Source organism: Marinobacter sp., assembly GCF_033722735.1.
Taxonomy (GTDB): domain Bacteria; phylum Pseudomonadota; class Gammaproteobacteria; order Pseudomonadales; family Oleiphilaceae; genus Marinobacter.
Genome location: NZ_JAWVYN010000003.1, coordinates 126,031 through 145,258, shown reverse-complemented (window position 1 = coordinate 145,258; position 19,228 = coordinate 126,031). Strand labels below are relative to the sequence as shown.

Sequence of the window (19,228 nt, the reverse complement as noted above, 5' to 3'; positions counted from 1 at the left end):
TTGTGACTAGCGAAGCTCTTTACGCAGAATTTTGCCCACGTTGGATTTTGGAAGCTCATCAAGCACGATGACTTCTTTGGGAACTTTGTAGGCAGCGAGGTTTGTGCGGCAATGCGCAATAATGTCGTCGGTCTCGAGGTCGGCTTTGCCGGACGGTGAAACGAACAGCTTTACGCGCTCACCGGTCTTTTCGTCTGGCGCGCCAACACACGCAGCCTCTGCTACGCTGTCCAGTTCACAAACCACGCTTTCCACTTCGTTCGGATACACGTTGAAGCCAGATACGATCAGCATGTCCTTCTTGCGATCCACAATCTCAAACTGACCGTCTTCGTGCATCACGGCCACATCGCCGGTATTGAAGTAACCGTCCGCAGTCAAGCTGTCCGCGGTCGCCTCAGGGCGTCGCCAGTATCCGCGCATGATCTGGGGGCCTCTGGCGCACAGTTCACCGGGTTCGCCTGGAGGTAATGGCTGGTTGTCGGGCCCAAGGATCTTGACGTCGGTGGACGGCACGGGAAAGCCGACGGTGCCGCTGAATTCTTCGTTCCCCATCATGTTCAGGGTGAGGATCGGGCTGGTCTCAGAGAGGCCAAAGCCCTCCAGAATGTGTGAGCCCGCAGCGGCTTTCCAGCGCTCGGAGGTGCTGGCGAAGATCTTGGAGCCGCCGCCAAAGGCGACCTTGCAGCTGGAAAAGTCGATGTTCCCGAAGTCCGGGTGGGCTGCCATGCCGGCAAACAGTGTGTTGACGCCGCCCATCACGGTAAATTTCGCGTCTTTGATGGCGCCGATGAACGCGTCCATGTCCCGGGGGTTGGGGATCAGGATAGCCTTGGCGCCGATGGCCGCGTACGCCACGTAGATCATCAGGCCAAAGATGTGGTACATGGGCAGTGCCAGGACCACAGTCTCCGCTCCTGAAGCATTGGCATTCGGCACAAAAGCCTTGAACTGCAGTGTGTTGGCGATCAGGTTTCGATGAGTCAGCGTCGCGCCTTTGGAGGGGCCTGTCGTTCCGCCGGTGTACTGGAGAAACAGGACGTCATCGCCGCCGATACTGACCGGCTTCGGCGGGATGCTGGCGTACCTCGCCAGCAAGTCTGACAGTGGACTGTTTTTACCCAGCCCTTCGCTGTTCGGCGGGGAGGGAATGGCTGGGCTCAGGCCGTCACCAGGTTTGACGGTTATCGAGTGGTGGATCGGTGTGTCGCCCTGAACGTCCGCCAGGGTTGGTGTGGAACCGGCGTAAATGAAAATGAGTTCGGCACCTGAGTCGTTCAACTGGTGCGTCAATTCCCGTGGAGTATAGAGAGGGTTCACATTGACCTGGATGCCGCCGGCTTTAAGAATTCCCAGCATTACAATGGGGTAGGCCGGAACATTGGGCAGCATAACGGCTACTCGGTCGCCTTTGACCAGGCCGTACTCCTGCTGAAGGCCTGTGGCAACCGCATTTGAAACCTCATCCAACTGACGATAGGTCATGGTCATACCGAAACACTCGAGCGCGGTTTGATCGGGATATTGCTGGACGGCCGCGTCGAAGAGTTCGGTAACAGAGTTGAACCGGTCGGGATCGATAGTGTGCGGAATATTGCTGGGGTAGTGCTTAAGCCAGGGTTGGTTCTGCATGTGAGATTCTCTCGGATTGACAGCCCTTGTCTCCTCCGTTGCCTTGAAGAGCGGACGATTGATTACCCACCCTACAGCACTGGTCCGGGCTCTGGAGCAGAGCAGAATGTTTGGTGGCGCGGGAAAGGATGATTGGGAGCCATGGCTCTTGGCCCCCACTCAATCAACACCTTACAGAGATGTCTGATTGGCCGGCTTGGGGAACGGCGCCTTGATATAGACGGCAGGGTCCAGACCGCGTTCCTTGATGGCCTCTTCGATCATGGCCAGGATCGAACTGGCGTCCATGACACTATGGTACTGGCCGTTCTCGTCGAAATTAATGTTGGCACCCTGAACGATCATGATCGTCTCGGTGACTTCCGTATTGTCCTCGGGTACGGAGAACGTATGAACGCTTCCGCCGGGTTCAAAGAGGTAGCTGCCCGCTGTCTGGGGCTGGTCAGGATGCTCGACATAGTTCCAGCAGCCAGAGAGCGTCCACAGGTGCACGGTGCCGGTGTGGTAGTGAGTCGGAAGTCGCACCCCGGGCGCAAAGAAAACCCGCAGGCCCCACACGCCGTTATTCGGGTCAAGGAACAGGGGCTGAACGTCTACACCTGGGACCAGAATGTCTTTGTAGATCGGCGTGTCTTTTACGTTAAGAGTCAGCAGCGTCTTGTCGTCTTGTACAGTCACGGGAAACATAAAATTCTCCGGTTGTGTTTGTTTTTGCTGTACAGACAATATTGGCGTAGGCGTGGCTTGTAGGATTTCTCTTTTCGCGACAAAGTTTTTGTAATTTGTACCATCGGGCGCATTTCTCTTAGGCGCCGGGGGGGTTACGTCATGCCGTCAACAGCTCTTCACGTATGGCTTTCGGAGATTTTCCGAACCAGCGAATGCAGGCACGGTTGAACGAGCTTTGCTGGCCATAGCCGATCAGACCGGCGACCTGGGAGATGGCCATGCCCTCTTCCCGTAAATAATCCGCAGCCATTTCACGGCGGATTTCGTCCACCAGTTCCTCAAATACCAGGCCCTCTTTCTTAAGACGTCGCTGTAGGGTGCGCTCGCTGAGTGCCAGGTGTCTGGCAATCAGGGAAATGGTGCAGCGCCGTTCCAGCGGCAGTAACGAAATGATCAAAGAACGGACATTGTCACGGAGGGAATGGGTTTGAGTGTCAATGTGTTGGGCGACGTATTCCTCCATGGTCTGCCGCAGTGCCGGATCACTCTGGTGGATTTCCCGTGTCAGGGCGTTGGAGGGGATAAACACCACATTTTCTGGGGTTCCGAAAGTGACTGGGGCGTTAAAAATCGAGCGGTACTTGGCCGTGGGGCTGATCTGTGAGTGACGGAAATGAACCGGGCAGCGTTCGCAACTTTGCCCAATGAGGATCCGGATGACCTTCAGGGCAAGAAGCATGCTCATTTCAAGTGTCTGGGATCGAGCCTGCCCCTGGGTCAGCGTGATGTCAAAGTGGAGACCGCGATATTTTTCGGAGGTGGGCGGGTCCAGGGTCAGGTGAATGGCAGGGCTGTGATAGCCAATGTATTTGATGATGTGATGCAGCGCATTTTCAACGGTCGAAGAATTCTGTGCGATAACGGCGATGGGTCCGAGAACGCTCAGGCCCTGCTTCTGACCCACCCGCATGCCAAAATCCGGGCAGTCAAACTCCTCGGCGGCCTTCTCAAGCATGTTGATCAGCGTGATGTAAGGCATCATCTGTTTCGGGTTCTGGATCAACTCCTCACTGAGATGGAATTCTGAGAGAAATCGGGCGGGATTGCCCCCCAGCTCCCGAATGGTTTCGGGCACGCCCATCATGGCCCGGGCTCTGAGTAATGCGTTATTCATACCTGCCGCACTCGTTTTATAGTTGAGATTTTTTGCGTACTTGGTCGTTTTTCGGGGACGTCAGGTTAGCTGCCGAAAGTCGTCGAAGCCAGTTCCATTCCGCCCTTTCTGTAGTTTTATTGTGGACGTTGAGCCCGCCTTTTTCATCCTGCCTCGTGTCGTCAAAGGCTAAAAACCTGTCATTACAAACTAAACAGCGGGAGTGATGGGTTGGCAATACTACGTACCGTAGTCGCAGACAATAACAACGACGCGCCTCCAGCGACACGCTGGGTGCGCAGGAGATCCCGAAAACATGAAAAAACCCAAGCACTTCACTGTAAGTAAGCTGTCTGTGAGCATCGCGCTTACAACCGCTGTCTCTGGTTTTTCAACTGCTGCCAATGCCTTTTCCTTTGATGCAGGTGAATGGGATGGCGCTCTGAATACAACCGTGTCCATAGGTTCAAGCTGGCGCCTGCAGGACCCGGATCCGGCTCTCTACTCGGCCGCTAACGCTGCCGTTGTCGGCGAGGAGCCTGGTAGCGGTGGTAAATCCGATGGCGGCAATCTCAACTACGACAAGGGCGATCGTTTCTCGACGGTGGCAAAGTTCCTGACCGAACTGTCGCTGGAAAAGGACTACATGGGCGCGCTGGTTCGGGTAAAAGGCTGGTACGACCAGGCGCTTGAGCACGAGGGGGTTCGCTTTGGTAACCAGGCCAATGGCTACCAACAGGGGGAGCCCCTGTCGGATCGTGGTTATGACAACCTGCTGAAGTACTCGGGCGTTCAGCTGATGGATGCGTTTGTCTACAACACCTGGGACATCAATTACCGGCCGCTGCAGGTTCGGCTCGGCCGCCAGGTGGTGAACTGGGGCGAAAGCCTGTTTATCCAGGGCGTGAACCAGGGGATCAACCCGATCGACGTCCCGGCGTTCCGTCGCCCGGGTACCGAGCTTCGTGAAGTGCTGTTGCCCAGCAATATGCTGTACGCCAACCTGGGCCTTGGCGGAGGCGTCTCTGTTGAAGCCTACTACCAGTTTGAATGGCAGAACTCTCCGGTCGAAGGTTGTGGTCACTACTGGGCGGTCACCGAAAGTGCGATTTCTCCGAACGTAGGTGGGTGCGTGAGCGCGGTTGGTTTCGGGCCGGGCTCCAGCGCAGATGACCTGCGCGACGGCACCTACTACCCGCAAGCGGACCGCAACGACACCGATGACCAGGGGCAGTTTGGTGTCGCCCTGCGGTTCCCGGTTGATGCGATCCAGACTGAGTTTGGCCTGTATGCGATCAACTACCACTCAAAATTCCCCATGCTGAACATCAACACCGGCAGCGGATTTGGTACTGGGGCCGTCACCGGGTTGCCGGCCAAACTGGATGAACAGTTTGGCACGACTCCGGCCGATGTGGCCTGGGTCTATCCGGAGGATATCCAGCTCTACGGCATCAGTGCCGCCGCCAACATTGCGAGCTGGTCTGTGGGCGCTGAACTGACCCACACCAACAACTTGCCGGTCATTATCAATGGTGCTGACCTGGCCGTCGGCGCTATTACCGGACAGGGCCCGATGGGGCAAGCGTTGGCGACCGCTGGTGCCAACGCCAACGTTCGTGGCTATGACCGATTTGACAAAACCCAGTTTCAAATCAATGGCTTGAATCTATGGTCCAACGTGCTGGGTGCGCAAACCGCTTTGTTGATTGCCGAGGTCGGTTTCCAGTATGGCGGGGACATCCCGGATTCCTCCACAGGGCGTCGCTACGGCCGAGGCTTCACCTTCGGTTTTGGTGAGCACGAGGACGCCTTTGGAGGGGCCAATCCTTGCGATATTGGTGTGAATGCCTCCCCGGATGGGTGTAAGAACGACGGATACGTCACCGACTTCTCCTGGGGCTACCGTATCCGTGGCTCGCTGGATTACCAGAACCCGTTTGGTCTCGGCATGTTGGTGCAGCCGTCACTGTTCGTGGGCCATGACGTCAAGGGTAATGCTCTTGATGGCCAGTTCAAAGAAGGCCGGATTGCCACCGCATTTGCAACCGATTTCACCTATCTCAAGCGTCACAAGTTCGGCTTCAGCTTCGTGCACTTCGCCGACTCGGCTGACTATGACGACCACCGTGACCGCGATTACGGCTCGGTCAACTACAGCTACACCTTCTAAAACAAAAAGCTGAGGTAACTATCATGATTGTATCTCGAAACCTGTTGTCCCGTGCGGTTGCACTGTCGGCAGCGATTGCCTTCGCCGGTCCGGCAGCGGCTGGCCTCTCCGAAGAGCAGGTCGCCAAACTGGGTGCCGAGCTGACTCCGGTTGGTGCAAACCCGAACGCCAATGAAGATGGCACCATCCCCGCGTGGACCGGCGGCCTGACCACTCCACCGGAAGGCTGGGAGCCGGAGCAGGGCTATATCGATCCGTTCCCCGAAGACCAGGTTCAGTTCACCATCACCCGTGACAACCTGGATCAGTACCGGGATCGCCTGAGTGAAGGTCAGATTGCGCTGCTGGAGAAGTACGACAACTTCAAGATGCCGGTCTACCAGACCCGCCGGACCGCAGCGCTTCCTGAAGAGGTTTACGCCAACATCAAGGAACAGGCGGATGTGGTCGAGCTCCAAGGCTTTGGTATCAAAAATCTGAACGGTTCCAACGTGCCGTTCCCGATTCCGGAAAACGGCCTGCAGGCGATCTGGAACCATAACGTCCGCTATCTCGGCGGTGGTGTGGACCGCTTGTATAACTGGTTCCCGGTTCGGGGTAACGGCGATTATTACAAGGTCGGTTTCCATGAGAAGCGGGTGTTCGATGAGAACATGGACCGTCAATCCGAAAACCGCCTTCTGAACTACATGGCCGAGTTCACCAATCCGCCGACTCTGGAAGGTACCATCCAGCTGGTTCACGAGCCGATCGATCAGGTTAAGGAAGTGCGCTCCGCATGGATCTACAACGTGGGTCAGCGCCGTGTGCGTCGTGCGCCTGATCTGGCCTACGACAATGCCAACGACGGTACTGAAGGCCTGCGTACGACGGACCAGTTCGATGCCTACAACGGTGCGCCTGATCGCTATAACTGGAAGCTGGTGGGCAAGAAGGAGATCTACGTTCCTTACAACACCTACAAGCTGAGCGACAAGTCGCTGAGCTATGACCAGATCCTGGAAACCAACACCATCAACTCTGACCTGATGCGTTATGAGCTGCACCGGGTGTGGGTGGTCGAGGCCACGCTCCGTGACGACAGCAGCCATATCTACGGCAGCCGTACCTTCTATCTCGACGAGGACTCCTGGTCTGTGCTGATGGAAGATGCCTACGACACCCGTGGTGATCTGTGGCGGGTCAGCCTGCACGGCCTGATCCAGTTCTATGATGCCCAGGTGCCCTGGTACCGGTTCAACCTGTTCCATGACCTCAACAACGGTTCCTACATGGTCTCTAACCTGGCGAACGAGGTTGAAGATCCCTGGCAATTCGGTATCACCGGTCGCTACATCGAGTTCCAGCCGGACGCGCTCCGTCGTCGCGGTCGCTAAGTGAAGACGGGCGGGAACACGGGTTCCCGCCCTTTACTCTTTCCAAGTCGGTGTTCCTCTCATGGCTTATTTAAAACTAGGTGCAGGCGCTTTGGCGCTGGCACTGAGCTCCGTTGCATCCAACGTTTGGGGGGATGCGTCGCGGCTCGACTACGATATTTCCCCCACCCATGTTGCCATTTTTGACGTGGTCACGACGGCTGATCGTAATTTCGCTGCAGGCGAACGTGGTGTCCTCCTCACCAGCTCGGCTGACAGCCCCGATGAATGGACAAGTCACCGTCTGCCCGAACCCCAATCCATCATGGGGGTCGCTTTCAGCGAGGATGGTCACGGCGTAGCCGTGGGTCACGGTGGTGTGATGCTCTCATCCACAGACAATGGCGCCAGCTGGGCATCCATTGACGTGTCCGATCACACCCGTGGCGACCCGTTCATGGACGTGGCCTACCTCGGCAACAACCGTTTTCTCGCCGTTGGCGCGTTTGGGCTAGTGATGGGGTCCGATAACGGCGGGCAGGATTGGTCTCCGGTAGCCATCTCAGACGATTATTTTGATCGTCATCTCTACACCATTGCCAACGCCGGCAGCGACTGGTTACTGATTGGAGAAAGCGGCTCACTGTTTGTCACCCCGGACGGTGGTGACACCTGGCAGCGCCTGGAGTCGCCCTACGAGGGCTCGTTCTTCGGCGGCATGAAGACTCCGGAAGGTGCCTGGTTGCTTTACGGCATGCGCGGTCAACTATGGCGCAGTGACGATCGGGGCGCGACCTGGCAGCAAAGCCTGGTGGATACCAAGGTTGCTTTCAATGCCCACGGCATTGGTCCGAACAATGACGTGTATGTGTTTGGCAACGGTGGCCAGGTGCTGGTCAGTACCGATGATGGCCGGCACTTCGCATCGGCAACCCGCAGCGGTGTGCCCGGAGACATTACCGCAGCTTCTCGCCTCAACGGTAATTGGCTAATTGGGAGCACCGCTGGCGTGCGCCTGTGGGAAGAGAAAGAGGATTAAGCGATGAGTTCACCTGATACCCAACGTGGCTTTACGCGTAAGCTTGCGCAGGCCGTATTGCGTCATCGTCGGATGCTCCTGGTCATCATGGCGTTGATGACCATCGGGCTGGGATATTCTGCCAGTAAGCTTCGGGTCGAAGCGGGGTTCATGAAGATGATTCCGCTCAGCCACGAGTACATGTCTACCTTCCTGGATTACCAGGGTGAGTTCGTTGGCGCCAACCGGATCATGGTTTCTCTGCGCAACGAGGATGGTTCGGTTTTCGAGGCGGACTTCCTGGCGTCCCTGAAACAGGCCACCGAAGAAGTATTCTATCTCGATGGCGTCGAGCGAAGCACGGTGACCTCACTGTTTACACCGAATGCCCGCTACTCGGAAGTGGTCGAGGAGGGCTTCACCGGTGGCAACCTGATCGAGGCGGATTATTCCGGTACCGAGCAGGAACTTGCTGAGATCCGTGAGCGCACGCTCAAATCCAGCTGGGTGGGGCAGATCGTCTCCAACGACCTCCGGTCGGCCATGGTGGTGGCCACACTGCAGGAAGTGGACCCGACAACGGGCGAGCGCATCGACCTGCAAGCCGTGGGTAACAGGCTCGAAGACATCCGTGCCGAGCTCGAGAATGACCAGGTAACCGTCAACATTATCGGGTTTTCCAAGGCCATCGGCGACATTGCCAACGGTGCCCGCGGCGTTCTGGTGTTCTTTGCCGTCGCAGTGGTGATCATCGCACTCCTGCTTTACTGGTACACACGCTCCAAGCGTTTGACCGCGCTGACACTGGTCACCGCCGCCGTGCCGGTTGTCTGGCTGCTTGGGCTCCTGCCCCTGTTGGGGCTGAGTCTGGACCCCATGTCGATTCTGGTTCCGTTTCTGATCTTTGCCATCGCGGTGTCCCATGCCGTGCAGATGTGTAACGCCTGGAAGCTGGATGTGATGCAGGGTGCCGATATTCAGCATGCGGCTGAAGACAGCCTGACGGATCTGGTTATCCCAAGTGTCGTGGCACTCGCCGCCAACGTACTGGGCTTCCTGGTTATTGCCTTTGTTGACATCGAAATGGTGCATGAGCTGGCGCTGACGGCGACTCTTGGCGTGGGCGTGATGATCCTGACTAATTCACTTGTTTTGCCGCCGATGTTGTCCCTGACCAAGATGGACGAGCACGCCCTTGACCGCCTGACCCGTAAAGGCTCCCACTACTGGTTCTGGGAAAAACTCAGTGTGCTGGCCACTACGCCAAGAGCGTTTGTGCCTATTCTTTGTGCTCTGGTCCTTACCGGCTATGGCATTTACCAGGCTGACAAGATGCACGTGGGTGACCTGGGCGATGGGGTGCCGGAGCTTCGGGATAACGCCCGTTACAATCAGGACGTGCGGGCGGTGACCTCTCAGTATTCCGTGGGTGTGGACGTCTTGCAGGTGATCGTTGAGATCAACGGTGACAACATGCCGTGCGTCCAGCCACACATCATGCAGCAGGTGGAAGAGTTTGAACTTTTCCTGCGTCAGCAACCTGGCGTAGCGTCGGTTGGCGCTCTGCCGGGCTTTGTAAAGGGTGTCACCCAAAACTATGCCGAAACCAGCCCCAAGTGGCATGTCGTCCCGGGTAATAAGGCCCAGGTTGCCCAGGGCGTTGCTTTTGCCACCCGTAATGGCAGCACCCTGATGAATGCGGATTGCGATGCACTGGCCTTTTCAGTGTTCCTGAGCGATCACAAGGCAGACACCATTTCCGACATTGTCGCGGCCATCAAGTCGTTCAAGTCTGTCTATGACAACGACACGCTTACCTATCGCCTGGCAGCCGGTAATGTCGGGGTAATGGCGGCCACCAACGAGGCGGTCACCGCGGCCAACCCCTGGGTTAACACCGCCCTGTTCTTCTCGGTAACCCTGTTGTGTCTGGCCATGTTCCGCAGCCTGAAGATCAGCCTGTGCATCATTCTGCCGCTGGCTTTGGTGACGTTGTTGTGCAACGCGTTCATGTCACTGCTGGGCATCGGCCTTAAAGTGAACACGCTTCCGGTGATTGCCTTGGGTGTTGGTAGTGGGATTGATTACGGGATATACCTCTTCGAGCGGATGAAGTACGAGCTTGATCGCGATGCCACTGTTCAGAAGGCCTTCTACGAGGCCCTGAAACAGCGTGGTACAGCGTCGGCCTTCACGGCCCTGACCATGACCGTCTCGGTGGCCACCTGGTACTTCTCGGACCTGAAGTTCCAGGCCGATATGGGCATCCTGCTGGCCTTCATGTTCCTGGTAAATCTCTTTGGTGCGATTCTGTTGCTGCCGGCCATCGCAGCTGTCCTGTTCCGCAACCGGAAAACAGTGGCGTCCCCCGATGCAGAAGCTGAGTCGATGCCTTCGGAGGTGGTTAGCCCGGGATCTTATCGAGAGGCACCGGTCAGTCCTTGAACGTCGTTCGGTCAGGACGGTTTGTAAAGCAGAATGAAGCGGAGCACCTTTCCCGCATGCCAGAAACGTTACGGGTACCTCGATGGGAGAACGTTTCTGGCACCCTTGCCACCCCCTCCCTGGGGGTGGCTTTTTTCTTTTTTTCGGGCTAGAACTGCTAGCCTTCCCCCGTGAGGAAAAACAGACAAGGGGCCCTACTGGATGCTGCTGTATCGTGTGTTTGTCTTTGCCCTCGGTTCCGTGCTGATGTCCACCCTTGCCCTGGCCGGAACTGCTCCGGGCTTTTCAGCAACGGAACAAGGCTATGTGCCTGCGGGGACTTGTAACGGCTGCCATCAAAAAGAGGTGGCCGCCTGGTCTGATTCCGATCACGCCTGGGCGATGCGTCCAGCCACCGAGGAGTGGGTGCTTGGCGCCTTTGACGGGACAACCTTCAACGATGGCGCTGTTGAAGCCCGGTTCTTCAGGCGAGGAGACGGGTATTGGGCTGAAACGGAAGGCGAGGCAGGCAGGCCCGAGGCGTTCAGGGTTGCCTACACCTTCGGCTACTACCCGCTCCAGCAGTACCTGGTCGAGTTCCCTGGCGGGCGCTTGCAGGCGTTAACCATTGCCTGGGATACGCGAAGCCGGGATGAGGGCGGGCAGCGTTGGTTTTCGCTCTATCCGGGGGAGCGGTTCGCCCCGGACGATGCCCTGCACTGGACGGGGCGTTACCAGAACTGGAATGCCATGTGTGCGGATTGTCATTCCACCTCCCTGAGCATGAACTACGAGGCGCAAACCGATTCCTTCGCGACCACCTGGCAGGAACAGAACGTGGGTTGTCAGGGCTGCCATGGCCCCGGGCGGGATCATGTCAATTGGGCGAACCGGCACGCGGAACACACCGGCGTCGGGCAGACTGCCGGAACGACAGGCCTGAAAGTGGATTTCGGGAACATGGCGAGCGAGCAGGTGGTGGAAACCTGCGCCTATTGCCATAGCCGTCGCCAGGCGCTCAAGGACGGTCACCATGCCCAGGAACCTTATCTGGACAAGGCGATCCCCGCGACCTTGAGGCCGGAGCTGTACCATTCCGACGGACAAATACAGGGCGAAGTCTACGTATACGGTTCGTTTGTGCAGAGCAAAATGGCCGCGGCTGGGGTCGACTGTCTGGACTGTCACGACCCGCATACTGCTGAGCTCCTGATGGAAGGCAATGGTCTTTGCCTCCAGTGCCACAACGCCTTTCCCCCCGAGCGTTTTCCCACCCTCAAGGCGGGTGACTATGCCTCCGAGAATCACCATCATCATCCGTCGGATTCCGCAGGCGCCCAGTGCGTCAACTGTCATATGCCGGACCAGACCTACATGGTTGTCGATCCGCGGCGGGACCACAGTTTCCGGATTCCCCGGCCGGATCTGACGCTCAGCACCGGGAGTCCCAATGCCTGCAATGGCTGTCACCAGGACAAGGGCCCGGAGTGGGCGATGGCCACCCTGGATCGCTGGTTCGAGTCGCCGCAACGGCGCCCGCACTTCGGGCTGGCTCTCAGCGCGTTCCGGCAGGCGGAGGCCGACGCCTTTATTCGCCTGGCGGGTCTGATTCGCGATCCCGATGCGCCGGCCATAGCCCGCGCAACCGCGGCTGAACATATGGCCAGCTTCGGTGCCCGGGCGGGATCGGCGCTGCGTTCCGGATTGCTATCCGGCGACCCTCTGGTTCAAGCCTACGCTGCCAACAGCGCGGCGCAGGTGCCTGCCGGCGATCGCGTCGACTGGTTGCTCGGGCAACTGGCGCCGGATCGGCCTATGGCCGTGCGAGATCAAGCGCTTCGGGCGCTGGCCGGCGTGGACCTGGCCGACTTCCCGGAAGGCGATCGGACCAGGATTGAAGCCATGAAGGCGGATTACGAGCAGCGGCTGATCGGCCTGGCGACGCTTCCGGGTACCCGACTTAACCTCGCGACCTACCTGCAACGGGAGGGGCGATATTCCGAGGCGCTGGAACAGTATCAGCAGGCGCTCCGCATGGATCCGGCGTTTACCCCGGCGCGGGTAAACCTGGCCACCCTGGCCAGCGATCAGGGCCAGCACTCGCTGGCGATCCAGGTGCTCGAGGATGGGGTGAGGCGCCAGCGGATCGCTGAGGCAGATCGAGGTCATCTCGCCTATCTTCTGGCCCTGGCCCTGGTGGAACACGGTGATATGACCGAGGCTTTGTCGTGGTTTACACAGGCCGGTAAGCTCAACCCCGGCAACGCCCGGATAGCCTATAATCACGGCCTTGTTCTTGCCCGGCTGGGCCGACTCGAAGCAGCCGAAACGATGCTTGCGGGAGGGCTTGAGACGCACCCTGAGGACCCGGACCTGCTGAACGCCATGGTGTTCGTAACGCTGCAGCAGGGGCGCAGGGTGGAGGCGTTGGGCTACGCGCGACGGTGGCAGGGGGTGGCCCCTCAGGACCCTCGGGTTGAACGTCTGATCCGGGACCTGGAAGCCAGCCTGAACTAGGTTCGGCCATTAAGTGGGGGCAGTACGCCGCGGCGCACCCTGTCCCGAGGGCCTCGCATCTGCTTGCCGAAAACGCGAATCATGCGTTTGAGTGTGCGTTTGCCGGTCGCCCGCCGCCCGGTTTTTCCGAAACACTCCGCAAGGCCTTGCTCCAGCTGGCTACGGTTTGGGGGCGAGAGCCGGTCGTCATTCGGCGGCAGCAAGAGATGGGCTCCATCGCAGTGGGACCGCAGGTGATACAGCCCCAGCAAATCCGGCGGGCTCTGATTCATTCGACGACGTGCCCGGTAGCGAAGATAGACGGTCGACCTAAGCCAGGTGCTCCAAAGTCGTTTGCGACCGACCCTGGCCATTTGGAAAGCGGTTTTCGCCGGCCGTCTCGCCAGTCCCGAAAGCCATGCCAGCAACAAGGCCAGCGCCGGCCAGGCCCACCATGGGAACGGCGTGTCGCGGCGATGTTGAAGGGCTGCCAGCTTCGAGTGCAGGGGAAACGGGCTGGCCGCAACTGTTGCTGGCTTGACTGCCACTTCAATGGCGGGGACCGTGGTTTCCACCAGCCGACCGGCGGTAGTGTCCCACCAGGTCAGGGTGAACGCCGGCAGGGTCAGGTTCCCGGGGGTGTCGACGATGTAACCGACGGCGTCGAGTCGCCGTGCGCCTACCGCCTGGCCCCGCTCGTTGGTCAGTGTTGTCACGGTGGGCGGCTTGCGTTCTCCCCGCACCCCTTCAGGGCCGGGTATGTCGATGGAGGGGATCCTGATGGTCTGTGCGCCGGTGGCATCGATGGAAACCTCGCGGATCACCAGGGCGCCCGCGATGAGCTCGGTGCTCTCTGGTTGCAACGTCTGTCTGACCTCTACCGAGGACGCCATCAGGATGGGCCACCGGCTTGCCAGGGCCTCTGGCAGGGCCGATGTAAACCGGACGGGTTCGGTAGAAAGGGAGACCGGCCCATCGGACAGGCCCGGCGTCATCGTCAACGTCAGCGGGGGAATCTCAAACTTGCCAGCTCTGGTGGGCACAATCTGATAACTGAATGTCAGGCCGAAATACGGTTTACCGTCACGGGTCTCGTGCAGATTGCGACCCTGGGATCCCTCATAGGTGACCCGGGCGCCTTCGAGTGTCCAGTTCTCGAAACGGGGGGGCTCCACAAACCAGGTGTTGACCAGAACGTCGATTTCCAGTGTGGCGGCGCTGCCGACGGTGACACTCGGTGCCGGTGTTATGCGTGCTTCGGTCCAGTAGTCAGTACTCGCGAGCACTCTCCACGGGAGCGCCAACAGAAGCCAAAAGAGCAGTCGGGCTTTCATGGCTGCTTGGCTCCGGCTGACTGACTCTGGTACTGGAATTTCCGGCGCAGAAACATCTTTGGTGAGGTGCTCAGATTCTCAAGCCAGACGGCTTCGGTGAGTGACTGGGATGGCAGTTGTTCCTGTACTTTTCCCCGCTCCAGCGAGGGATCGAATTTGATGTCATCGGCGCTCATGTCTGGTGATCGGCTGCGCTCCCTGGCGAGTGACTCCTCCAGCCTGCGGACGGTCTCCAGATTGGCCTTTGCCTCTGGAAAGTCGGGCTGCCGTGCCAGGGCCTGTTCATAAGCGGTTAGCGCCTCCTCTAGCTCAACCCGTTTGGCCAGGCTGTTGCCCAGATAGAACCAGGCTCTTGCGGAATCCAGTCGCCTGAAACTGGCAATGGCCAGCTCGTAGTTGGCGGCATGGTAGGCGGCCAGGCCCCGCAGATAGGGATCCTGGAAAAGCCGGGCGGCGTCCGGAAATCGGCCTTCCTCATAGGCCAGTCGGCCCTGTTGGTCCGGAGTGAGGAACGCATCCGCCAGCGGTCCGGCCATCGCCCTTGGCGCAAGGCCCGGGCCGCTGAGCATGGTGGCGAGAACGAGCGCCTGCAGCGACCAGCCACGCCGTATGCCCAGAATGGCAAGGGCAAGCAGTGGCCACACCAGCCAATAGCCCCGATCTTTCCATTGCAAACTGTCGTCTTGCTGGTCAGCGTCGCGAAAGTGACTGAGCGCACTCAGTTCCAGCCATTCGAGGTCGTCGGTGCTCGGCGTCACACTGCCAATGTCCGCGCCAATGGTGTCGGCGAAGCTCTGCATCAGGGCCGGGTCTCCGCCATAACCGGTGGTCGCCGTTCCGGCTTGTCCGGGGACCAGGATCAGCGGCTGGAGTTGTGTCTCTTGCAGACGTTTTCGGGTGGCATCGGCTTGGCCTGGGTCGATGCCGTCAGTGATAAAAACCAGGGTACCTGGTGTATCAGCGGAGGCCAGCAGTGCCTTTGCCTCTTGTACTGCCGCCGCCGTGTTCCGGCCGGCTGTGCTGATCAGCTCGGATGCCAGCGCATCCAGGTAGAGGGTGAGCAGGTCCGCATCCCTTGTGGGGGGTAACACCAGATGCGCTGAACCGGCATAGGCGATCAGACCAAACTGGGTGGATGGATTGCGGGAAATCAGTGCCTGGGCCTTGGCCTTGGCGAGGGCCAGGCGGGACGGCGTCACATCGCGGCCATTCATGCTCTCGGACAGGTCGAGCGCCAGGATAATCGGCGCCGTATTCTCCATGAAGGCGGGTCGGTCCTTGTCCCAGCTGGGCCCGGCCACGGCAAGCCCGCCGAGAATCAGCAGGGCGCTGAGCAGATGGATCGGCTGGAACCTGGAGGCCCCCCCGATGTTGATCAATAGATGCCGGGCCAGACGCTGTGGGATCAGTGCAGCGAACTGACTGGTGGCTGCCCGGTACCTTCGCCAAAGCAGGGGGAGCACTGCGCCAAGCAGGATGAATAACAGGCCCCAGGGTCTGATGAGATGCACGGTGTCAACCTCAATGCCCATGTTTCGCCTCTTCTGCCGCCTGAACCGGTGCAGCTACAGGTCGATGGCCGGCGGTGACGGTCGCAAACATCAACAGCAGCAGGCCCAGGGACAGCGCCACGGGGAGCCAGAACCACTCGATGCGGGGCTGAAAGGACAGGGTCTTGGCCTGGTGGGGGGTGAGACGATCCAGCGTCTGGTAGACCGAGGCCAGGGCCTGGCGGTCTGAGGCAAGGAAGAATTGGCCACCGGTGGCCTTGGCGATAGCGCTCAGGCTTTCCACATCCACCTTGTCATCGCTCTGGGTTTGCGGGTCGCCGACGGCAATGGTGTGGATGCGAATGCCATGCCTGGCGGCAATGGTTGTGGCCTGCTCGGGCGTTACGCGGCTGGCGGTGTCGTTACCGTCCGTTAGCAGGATCAAAACCTTGTCGACCGCGTCGTCGGCTTTTTCGAGCAGGCGCGTGGTCAGGCCAATGGCATCGCCAAGGGCTGTGCTCGGGCCTGCCATGCCACTGCTTGTGTCGGCCAGTAGGCGGGCGACGGTGGCATGGTCCCGGGTTGGCGTCGCTTGTACGAACGCCCGGTCACCAAAGACCAGGAGCCCGATGCGATCATCGCGCCGATTCTGGATGAAGTCGCTGACAACGGATTTGACTGCGGACAGGCGATCGGTGTTTGTGCCATCCGCCCGCCGGTAGTCGGTTGTGGTCATCGACTGGGAAAGGTCGATGGCCAGCACCAGGTCCCGCGTCGGCTCCTGAGCCACGAGGGGCGGGGCCAGTTCCACCGGCCGCGCAGCGGCCACCAGCAGCAACAGCCATACCAGCCAGTAGGCGATGAGCCACCGGTACTCTCTGGTCGTTTTCTCGACCTCTCCCGCCCCCTGCAAGGCGGCGTGCAGGTCGGAGGCATAGGTGACGCGCAGGGCGGCCTGTTCCTCGCGGTACGCTGGCAGGAGACGGTATCCGAGCCACGGAAGTGGGGCCAGCAGTAGCAGCCATGGATAATCAAACTGGAGCATGGTGGGTCTCCAGCCAGAGGCGGCATTGCAATATCAGGTCGTCGGGGTTCAGCTCTGGTAAACGGTGGTCCGGCGCATAGGCCAGTTCGGAAAGGCGAGCGCCCAGGTCCTCGGTAAGGGGGACGCTGGCCAGTTGTCGTAGACCGGCCTCCAGGGAGGGGGGGGCTTGACGGCGCCAGATCTAGCGTGGAGATACAGGATAACCCGTTTTAAGAGACCGGGCAGTTTTCGAAGGGCCGGCCTAGCTTCGGGTTGCTGACGCCAGGCCCGCTCCAATTGCGCGAGCTCCGCCAGGGCTTCCCGGCGATAGCGATCGTGATGGTAGGCGCTCAGCCGTCGAGTGATCAGCGCAGCGAGGGCCAGCCCGGTGACAGCAAGCAACAACCACCAGCCCCAGGCCTGGGGCCAGAGCCCCGGCAGTTCCGGCGGAGGTAACTCCCGGAGGTTGGCGAGTTCTGCGGCAAGACTCATTGCCGGCCTCGAACCGGGCCGCCCAGTTCCCGTTGATATTGCTCGGCGGTGGGCATGCCGGCGCTGATCATCAACAGGGGAATTCGGCTCTTGCGCATCAGCTCCTCGACGCCGGCCAGCCGCCCCCTCAGGAACTTGGCGATGGGCTCGTGGATGGCCTGCTGCCCCAGATTGAACGACACCTGGAGTTCGCCGTCGATCATTGTGATTCGACCATGCTGGGGCAGGCTCAGGGCTATGGGATCGTAAACCTGAAAGGCCAGGACATCATTGTGCTGGGCCAGTTGTCGCATGCGTCGGAGGGTGGCTTCCCCGACGCCCGAGAAATCGCTGATCAGGCAGATGGTGTGGTCGTGGTGGGCGCTGTTCAGACAGCGGAGAAGCACCCGGTCCAGGTTGGTGTGCGGCATTCGCCCCGGGCTCTGTGCGTGCAGCTCCCGGTTTTGGCGGCTTACCGCTGCGAAAAGCTGTTGCAGGCGCTGCCGTGAGCGGTGCGCTGGGATGGCCTCCATCCGCTGGTCGTTGAAGACCAGGCCGCCGACGCGGTCGCCGGCGTGAAACGCACTCCAGGCCACCAAGGCCGCCAACTCGGCAGCGGTGACCGATTTAAAATTCAGGCGTGAGCCGAAAAACATGTCCATGCGCTGGTCGCAGACAACCAGCGTTGGTCGGTCCCGTTCCTCGGTGAAACTGCGGACAAAGGGGTGGCCGGTCCTCATGGTGGCGCGTGGGTCCAGGTATCTGAGGTCGTCACCGGTCTGGTAGTGCCGCAATTCTTCAAAATCCAGGCCACGACCACGGAGGCGGGATGAGTGGCGCCCCGCCAGCACGCTGCTATGGCGAAGTGGGTGCCGAAAGTTCACCCGTCGCCCCTCGTTTTCCAATGCCATGAGGCGATGCAGGTTCACGTACACCGCAGGATCCTCAGCGAGCGCTTCCTGCCGCCGGGGTTGTCTGGGGGGAGCCTGCTTCGACATCATGGACGAGTCCTCACGTGGGTATGGCAACCTGATCCAGCATGCGGTCTATGACCTGATCGGCCATCACATTATCGGCAATGGCGTCGTAATTGAGGCGGATGCGATGGCGGAGTATCGGATGGCAGACGGCGCGAACATCGTCCGGCGTGACATAGTCCTGTCGCGCGAGCCAGGCGTGGGCTCGGGCCGCCCGATCCAGCGCGATGACGCCGCGTGGGCTGACGCCGGTCTCGACCCAGCCCCTGATAACCTCGTCGGCCGTTCGATCCGGGCGTGAGGCGTGAATCAAATCCACGACATAGGTGTCGATGGCCGGCGAAACGAAGAGCTGACTCACCTCACGCCGGGCAGCAAGAACTGAGTCGGTGGGGATCGCCTTGCCATCCTCTGCGGCATGGCCTCCGGCACCCGCCTCTTCTCCCCGAATCAATCGAAGCACATCACCCTCCTGTTCGCGGGACGGGTAAGTCAGGACGATTTTCATCAGAAACCGGTCCATCTGGGCCTCTGGCAGCATGTAGGTGCCTTCCTGTTCGATGGGATTCTGGGTCGCCAGCACCATGAACAAAACCGGCATGGCGTGGGTCATTCCCGCCACGGTGATTTGCCGCTCTTCCATCGCCTCCAGAAGGGCCGCCTGGACTTTGGCTGGAGCGCGATTGATCTCATCGGCAAGAATCAGGTTGCCGAACAGCGGGCCGGGTTCGAAGCGGAGAGTCTGGCTCTGGCTATCGTGGTGGAGAACTTCGGCCCCGGTCAGGTCCGACGGCAGGAGGTCGGGGGTGAACTGGATGCGCTTCATATGGGCATCCAGGTGCCGTGCCAGCGTTTTAACGGTCCGGGTCTTGGCCAGACCGGGCAGGCTTTCGAGCAGGACATGCCCATTGGCCAGCAAAGCGACCATCAGTTGATCGACCAGTTCTGACTGGCCAAGAATCTGACCGTTGACCCTTTGCTTAAGGGTGTGCATCGCTTGCCATGGCGTCAT

General features: G+C 59.7%; 14 protein-coding genes. 5 read left to right on the top strand and 9 right to left on the bottom strand.

Annotated elements, in window-relative coordinates; all coding sequences use genetic code 11:
* Positions 1-6: 6 nt before the first annotated feature.
* The 3 genes from R3175_RS04155 to R3175_RS04145 all read right to left on the bottom strand — a co-directional run bounded on the left by R3175_RS04155 (position 7) and on the right by R3175_RS04145 (position 3,475).
* The gene (locus tag R3175_RS04155; RefSeq protein ID WP_318942606.1) at positions 7-1,632 is read right to left on the bottom strand and encodes an AMP-binding protein; all 1,626 of its coding nucleotides are present in this window, start codon (positions 1,630-1,632) and stop codon (positions 7-9) included.
* A gap of 171 nt (positions 1,633-1,803) precedes the next feature.
* Positions 1,804-2,319, bottom strand: a complete 516-nt coding sequence (locus R3175_RS04150; protein ID WP_318942605.1) for a 2,4'-dihydroxyacetophenone dioxygenase family protein — start codon at positions 2,317-2,319, stop codon at positions 1,804-1,806.
* A 139-nt stretch (positions 2,320-2,458) separates the two neighbouring features.
* On the bottom strand, positions 2,459-3,475 hold the full coding sequence (locus R3175_RS04145; protein WP_318942604.1) for an AraC family transcriptional regulator: 1,017 nt from the start codon (positions 3,473-3,475) through the stop codon (positions 2,459-2,461).
* 295 nt (positions 3,476-3,770) lie between these two features.
* Here R3175_RS04145 and R3175_RS04140 point away from each other — a divergent pair, with 295 nt between their 5' ends.
* The 5 genes from R3175_RS04140 (at position 3,771) to R3175_RS04120 (ending at position 12,941) form a co-directional block, all read left to right on the top strand.
* Positions 3,771-5,627, top strand: coding sequence for a DUF1302 domain-containing protein (locus R3175_RS04140; protein ID WP_318942603.1), 1,857 nt, complete (start codon positions 3,771-3,773; stop codon positions 5,625-5,627).
* A gap of 23 nt (positions 5,628-5,650) precedes the next feature.
* Positions 5,651-7,003: a DUF1329 domain-containing protein gene (locus R3175_RS04135; protein WP_318942602.1), complete on the top strand. Its 1,353-nt coding sequence runs from the start codon at positions 5,651-5,653 to the stop codon at positions 7,001-7,003.
* A 91-nt stretch (positions 7,004-7,094) separates the two neighbouring features.
* The gene (locus R3175_RS04130; RefSeq protein WP_318942601.1) at positions 7,095-8,021 is read left to right on the top strand and encodes a WD40/YVTN/BNR-like repeat-containing protein; all 927 of its coding nucleotides are present in this window, start codon (positions 7,095-7,097) and stop codon (positions 8,019-8,021) included.
* 3 nt (positions 8,022-8,024) lie between these two features.
* Positions 8,025-10,445 carry an efflux RND transporter permease subunit gene (locus tag R3175_RS04125; protein ID WP_318942600.1) on the top strand — a complete coding sequence of 807 codons (2,421 nt, stop codon included), beginning with the start codon at positions 8,025-8,027 and terminating at the stop codon, positions 10,443-10,445.
* A gap of 201 nt (positions 10,446-10,646) precedes the next feature.
* Entirely contained in the window at positions 10,647-12,941 is a 2,295-nt protein-coding gene (locus R3175_RS04120; protein ID WP_318942599.1) for a tetratricopeptide repeat protein, read from the top strand.
* Here R3175_RS04120 and R3175_RS04115 read toward each other — a convergent pair.
* Genes R3175_RS04115 through R3175_RS04090 form a run of 6 tightly spaced genes read right to left on the bottom strand, consistent with a single transcriptional unit; the run spans position 12,938 to position 19,228 of the window.
* The gene (locus R3175_RS04115; protein ID WP_318942598.1) at positions 12,938-14,206 is read right to left on the bottom strand and encodes a BatD family protein; all 1,269 of its coding nucleotides are present in this window, start codon (positions 14,204-14,206) and stop codon (positions 12,938-12,940) included. The two genes, R3175_RS04120 and R3175_RS04115, sit on opposite strands and share 4 nt — an antisense overlap.
* A 44-nt stretch (positions 14,207-14,250) precedes the next feature.
* The gene (locus tag R3175_RS04110; protein WP_318942597.1) at positions 14,251-15,786 is read right to left on the bottom strand and encodes a VWA domain-containing protein; all 1,536 of its coding nucleotides are present in this window, start codon (positions 15,784-15,786) and stop codon (positions 14,251-14,253) included.
* The gene (locus R3175_RS04105; protein ID WP_318942596.1) at positions 15,776-16,789 is read right to left on the bottom strand and encodes a VWA domain-containing protein; all 1,014 of its coding nucleotides are present in this window, start codon (positions 16,787-16,789) and stop codon (positions 15,776-15,778) included. The genes R3175_RS04110 and R3175_RS04105 overlap by 11 nt, the downstream gene beginning before the upstream one ends.
* 48 nt (positions 16,790-16,837) lie before the next feature.
* Positions 16,838-17,260: a DUF4381 domain-containing protein gene (locus R3175_RS04100; protein ID WP_318942595.1), complete on the bottom strand. Its 423-nt coding sequence runs from the start codon at positions 17,258-17,260 to the stop codon at positions 16,838-16,840.
* Positions 17,257-18,240 (bottom strand): DUF58 domain-containing protein, encoded by a 984-nt coding sequence (locus tag R3175_RS04095; protein ID WP_318942594.1) that lies wholly within the window; start codon positions 18,238-18,240, stop codon positions 17,257-17,259. Before R3175_RS04095 ends, R3175_RS04100 begins: the two co-directional genes overlap by 4 nt.
* Positions 18,241-18,250: 10 nt before the next feature.
* Positions 18,251-19,228 (bottom strand): AAA family ATPase, encoded by a 978-nt coding sequence (locus tag R3175_RS04090; RefSeq protein WP_318942593.1) that lies wholly within the window; start codon positions 19,226-19,228, stop codon positions 18,251-18,253.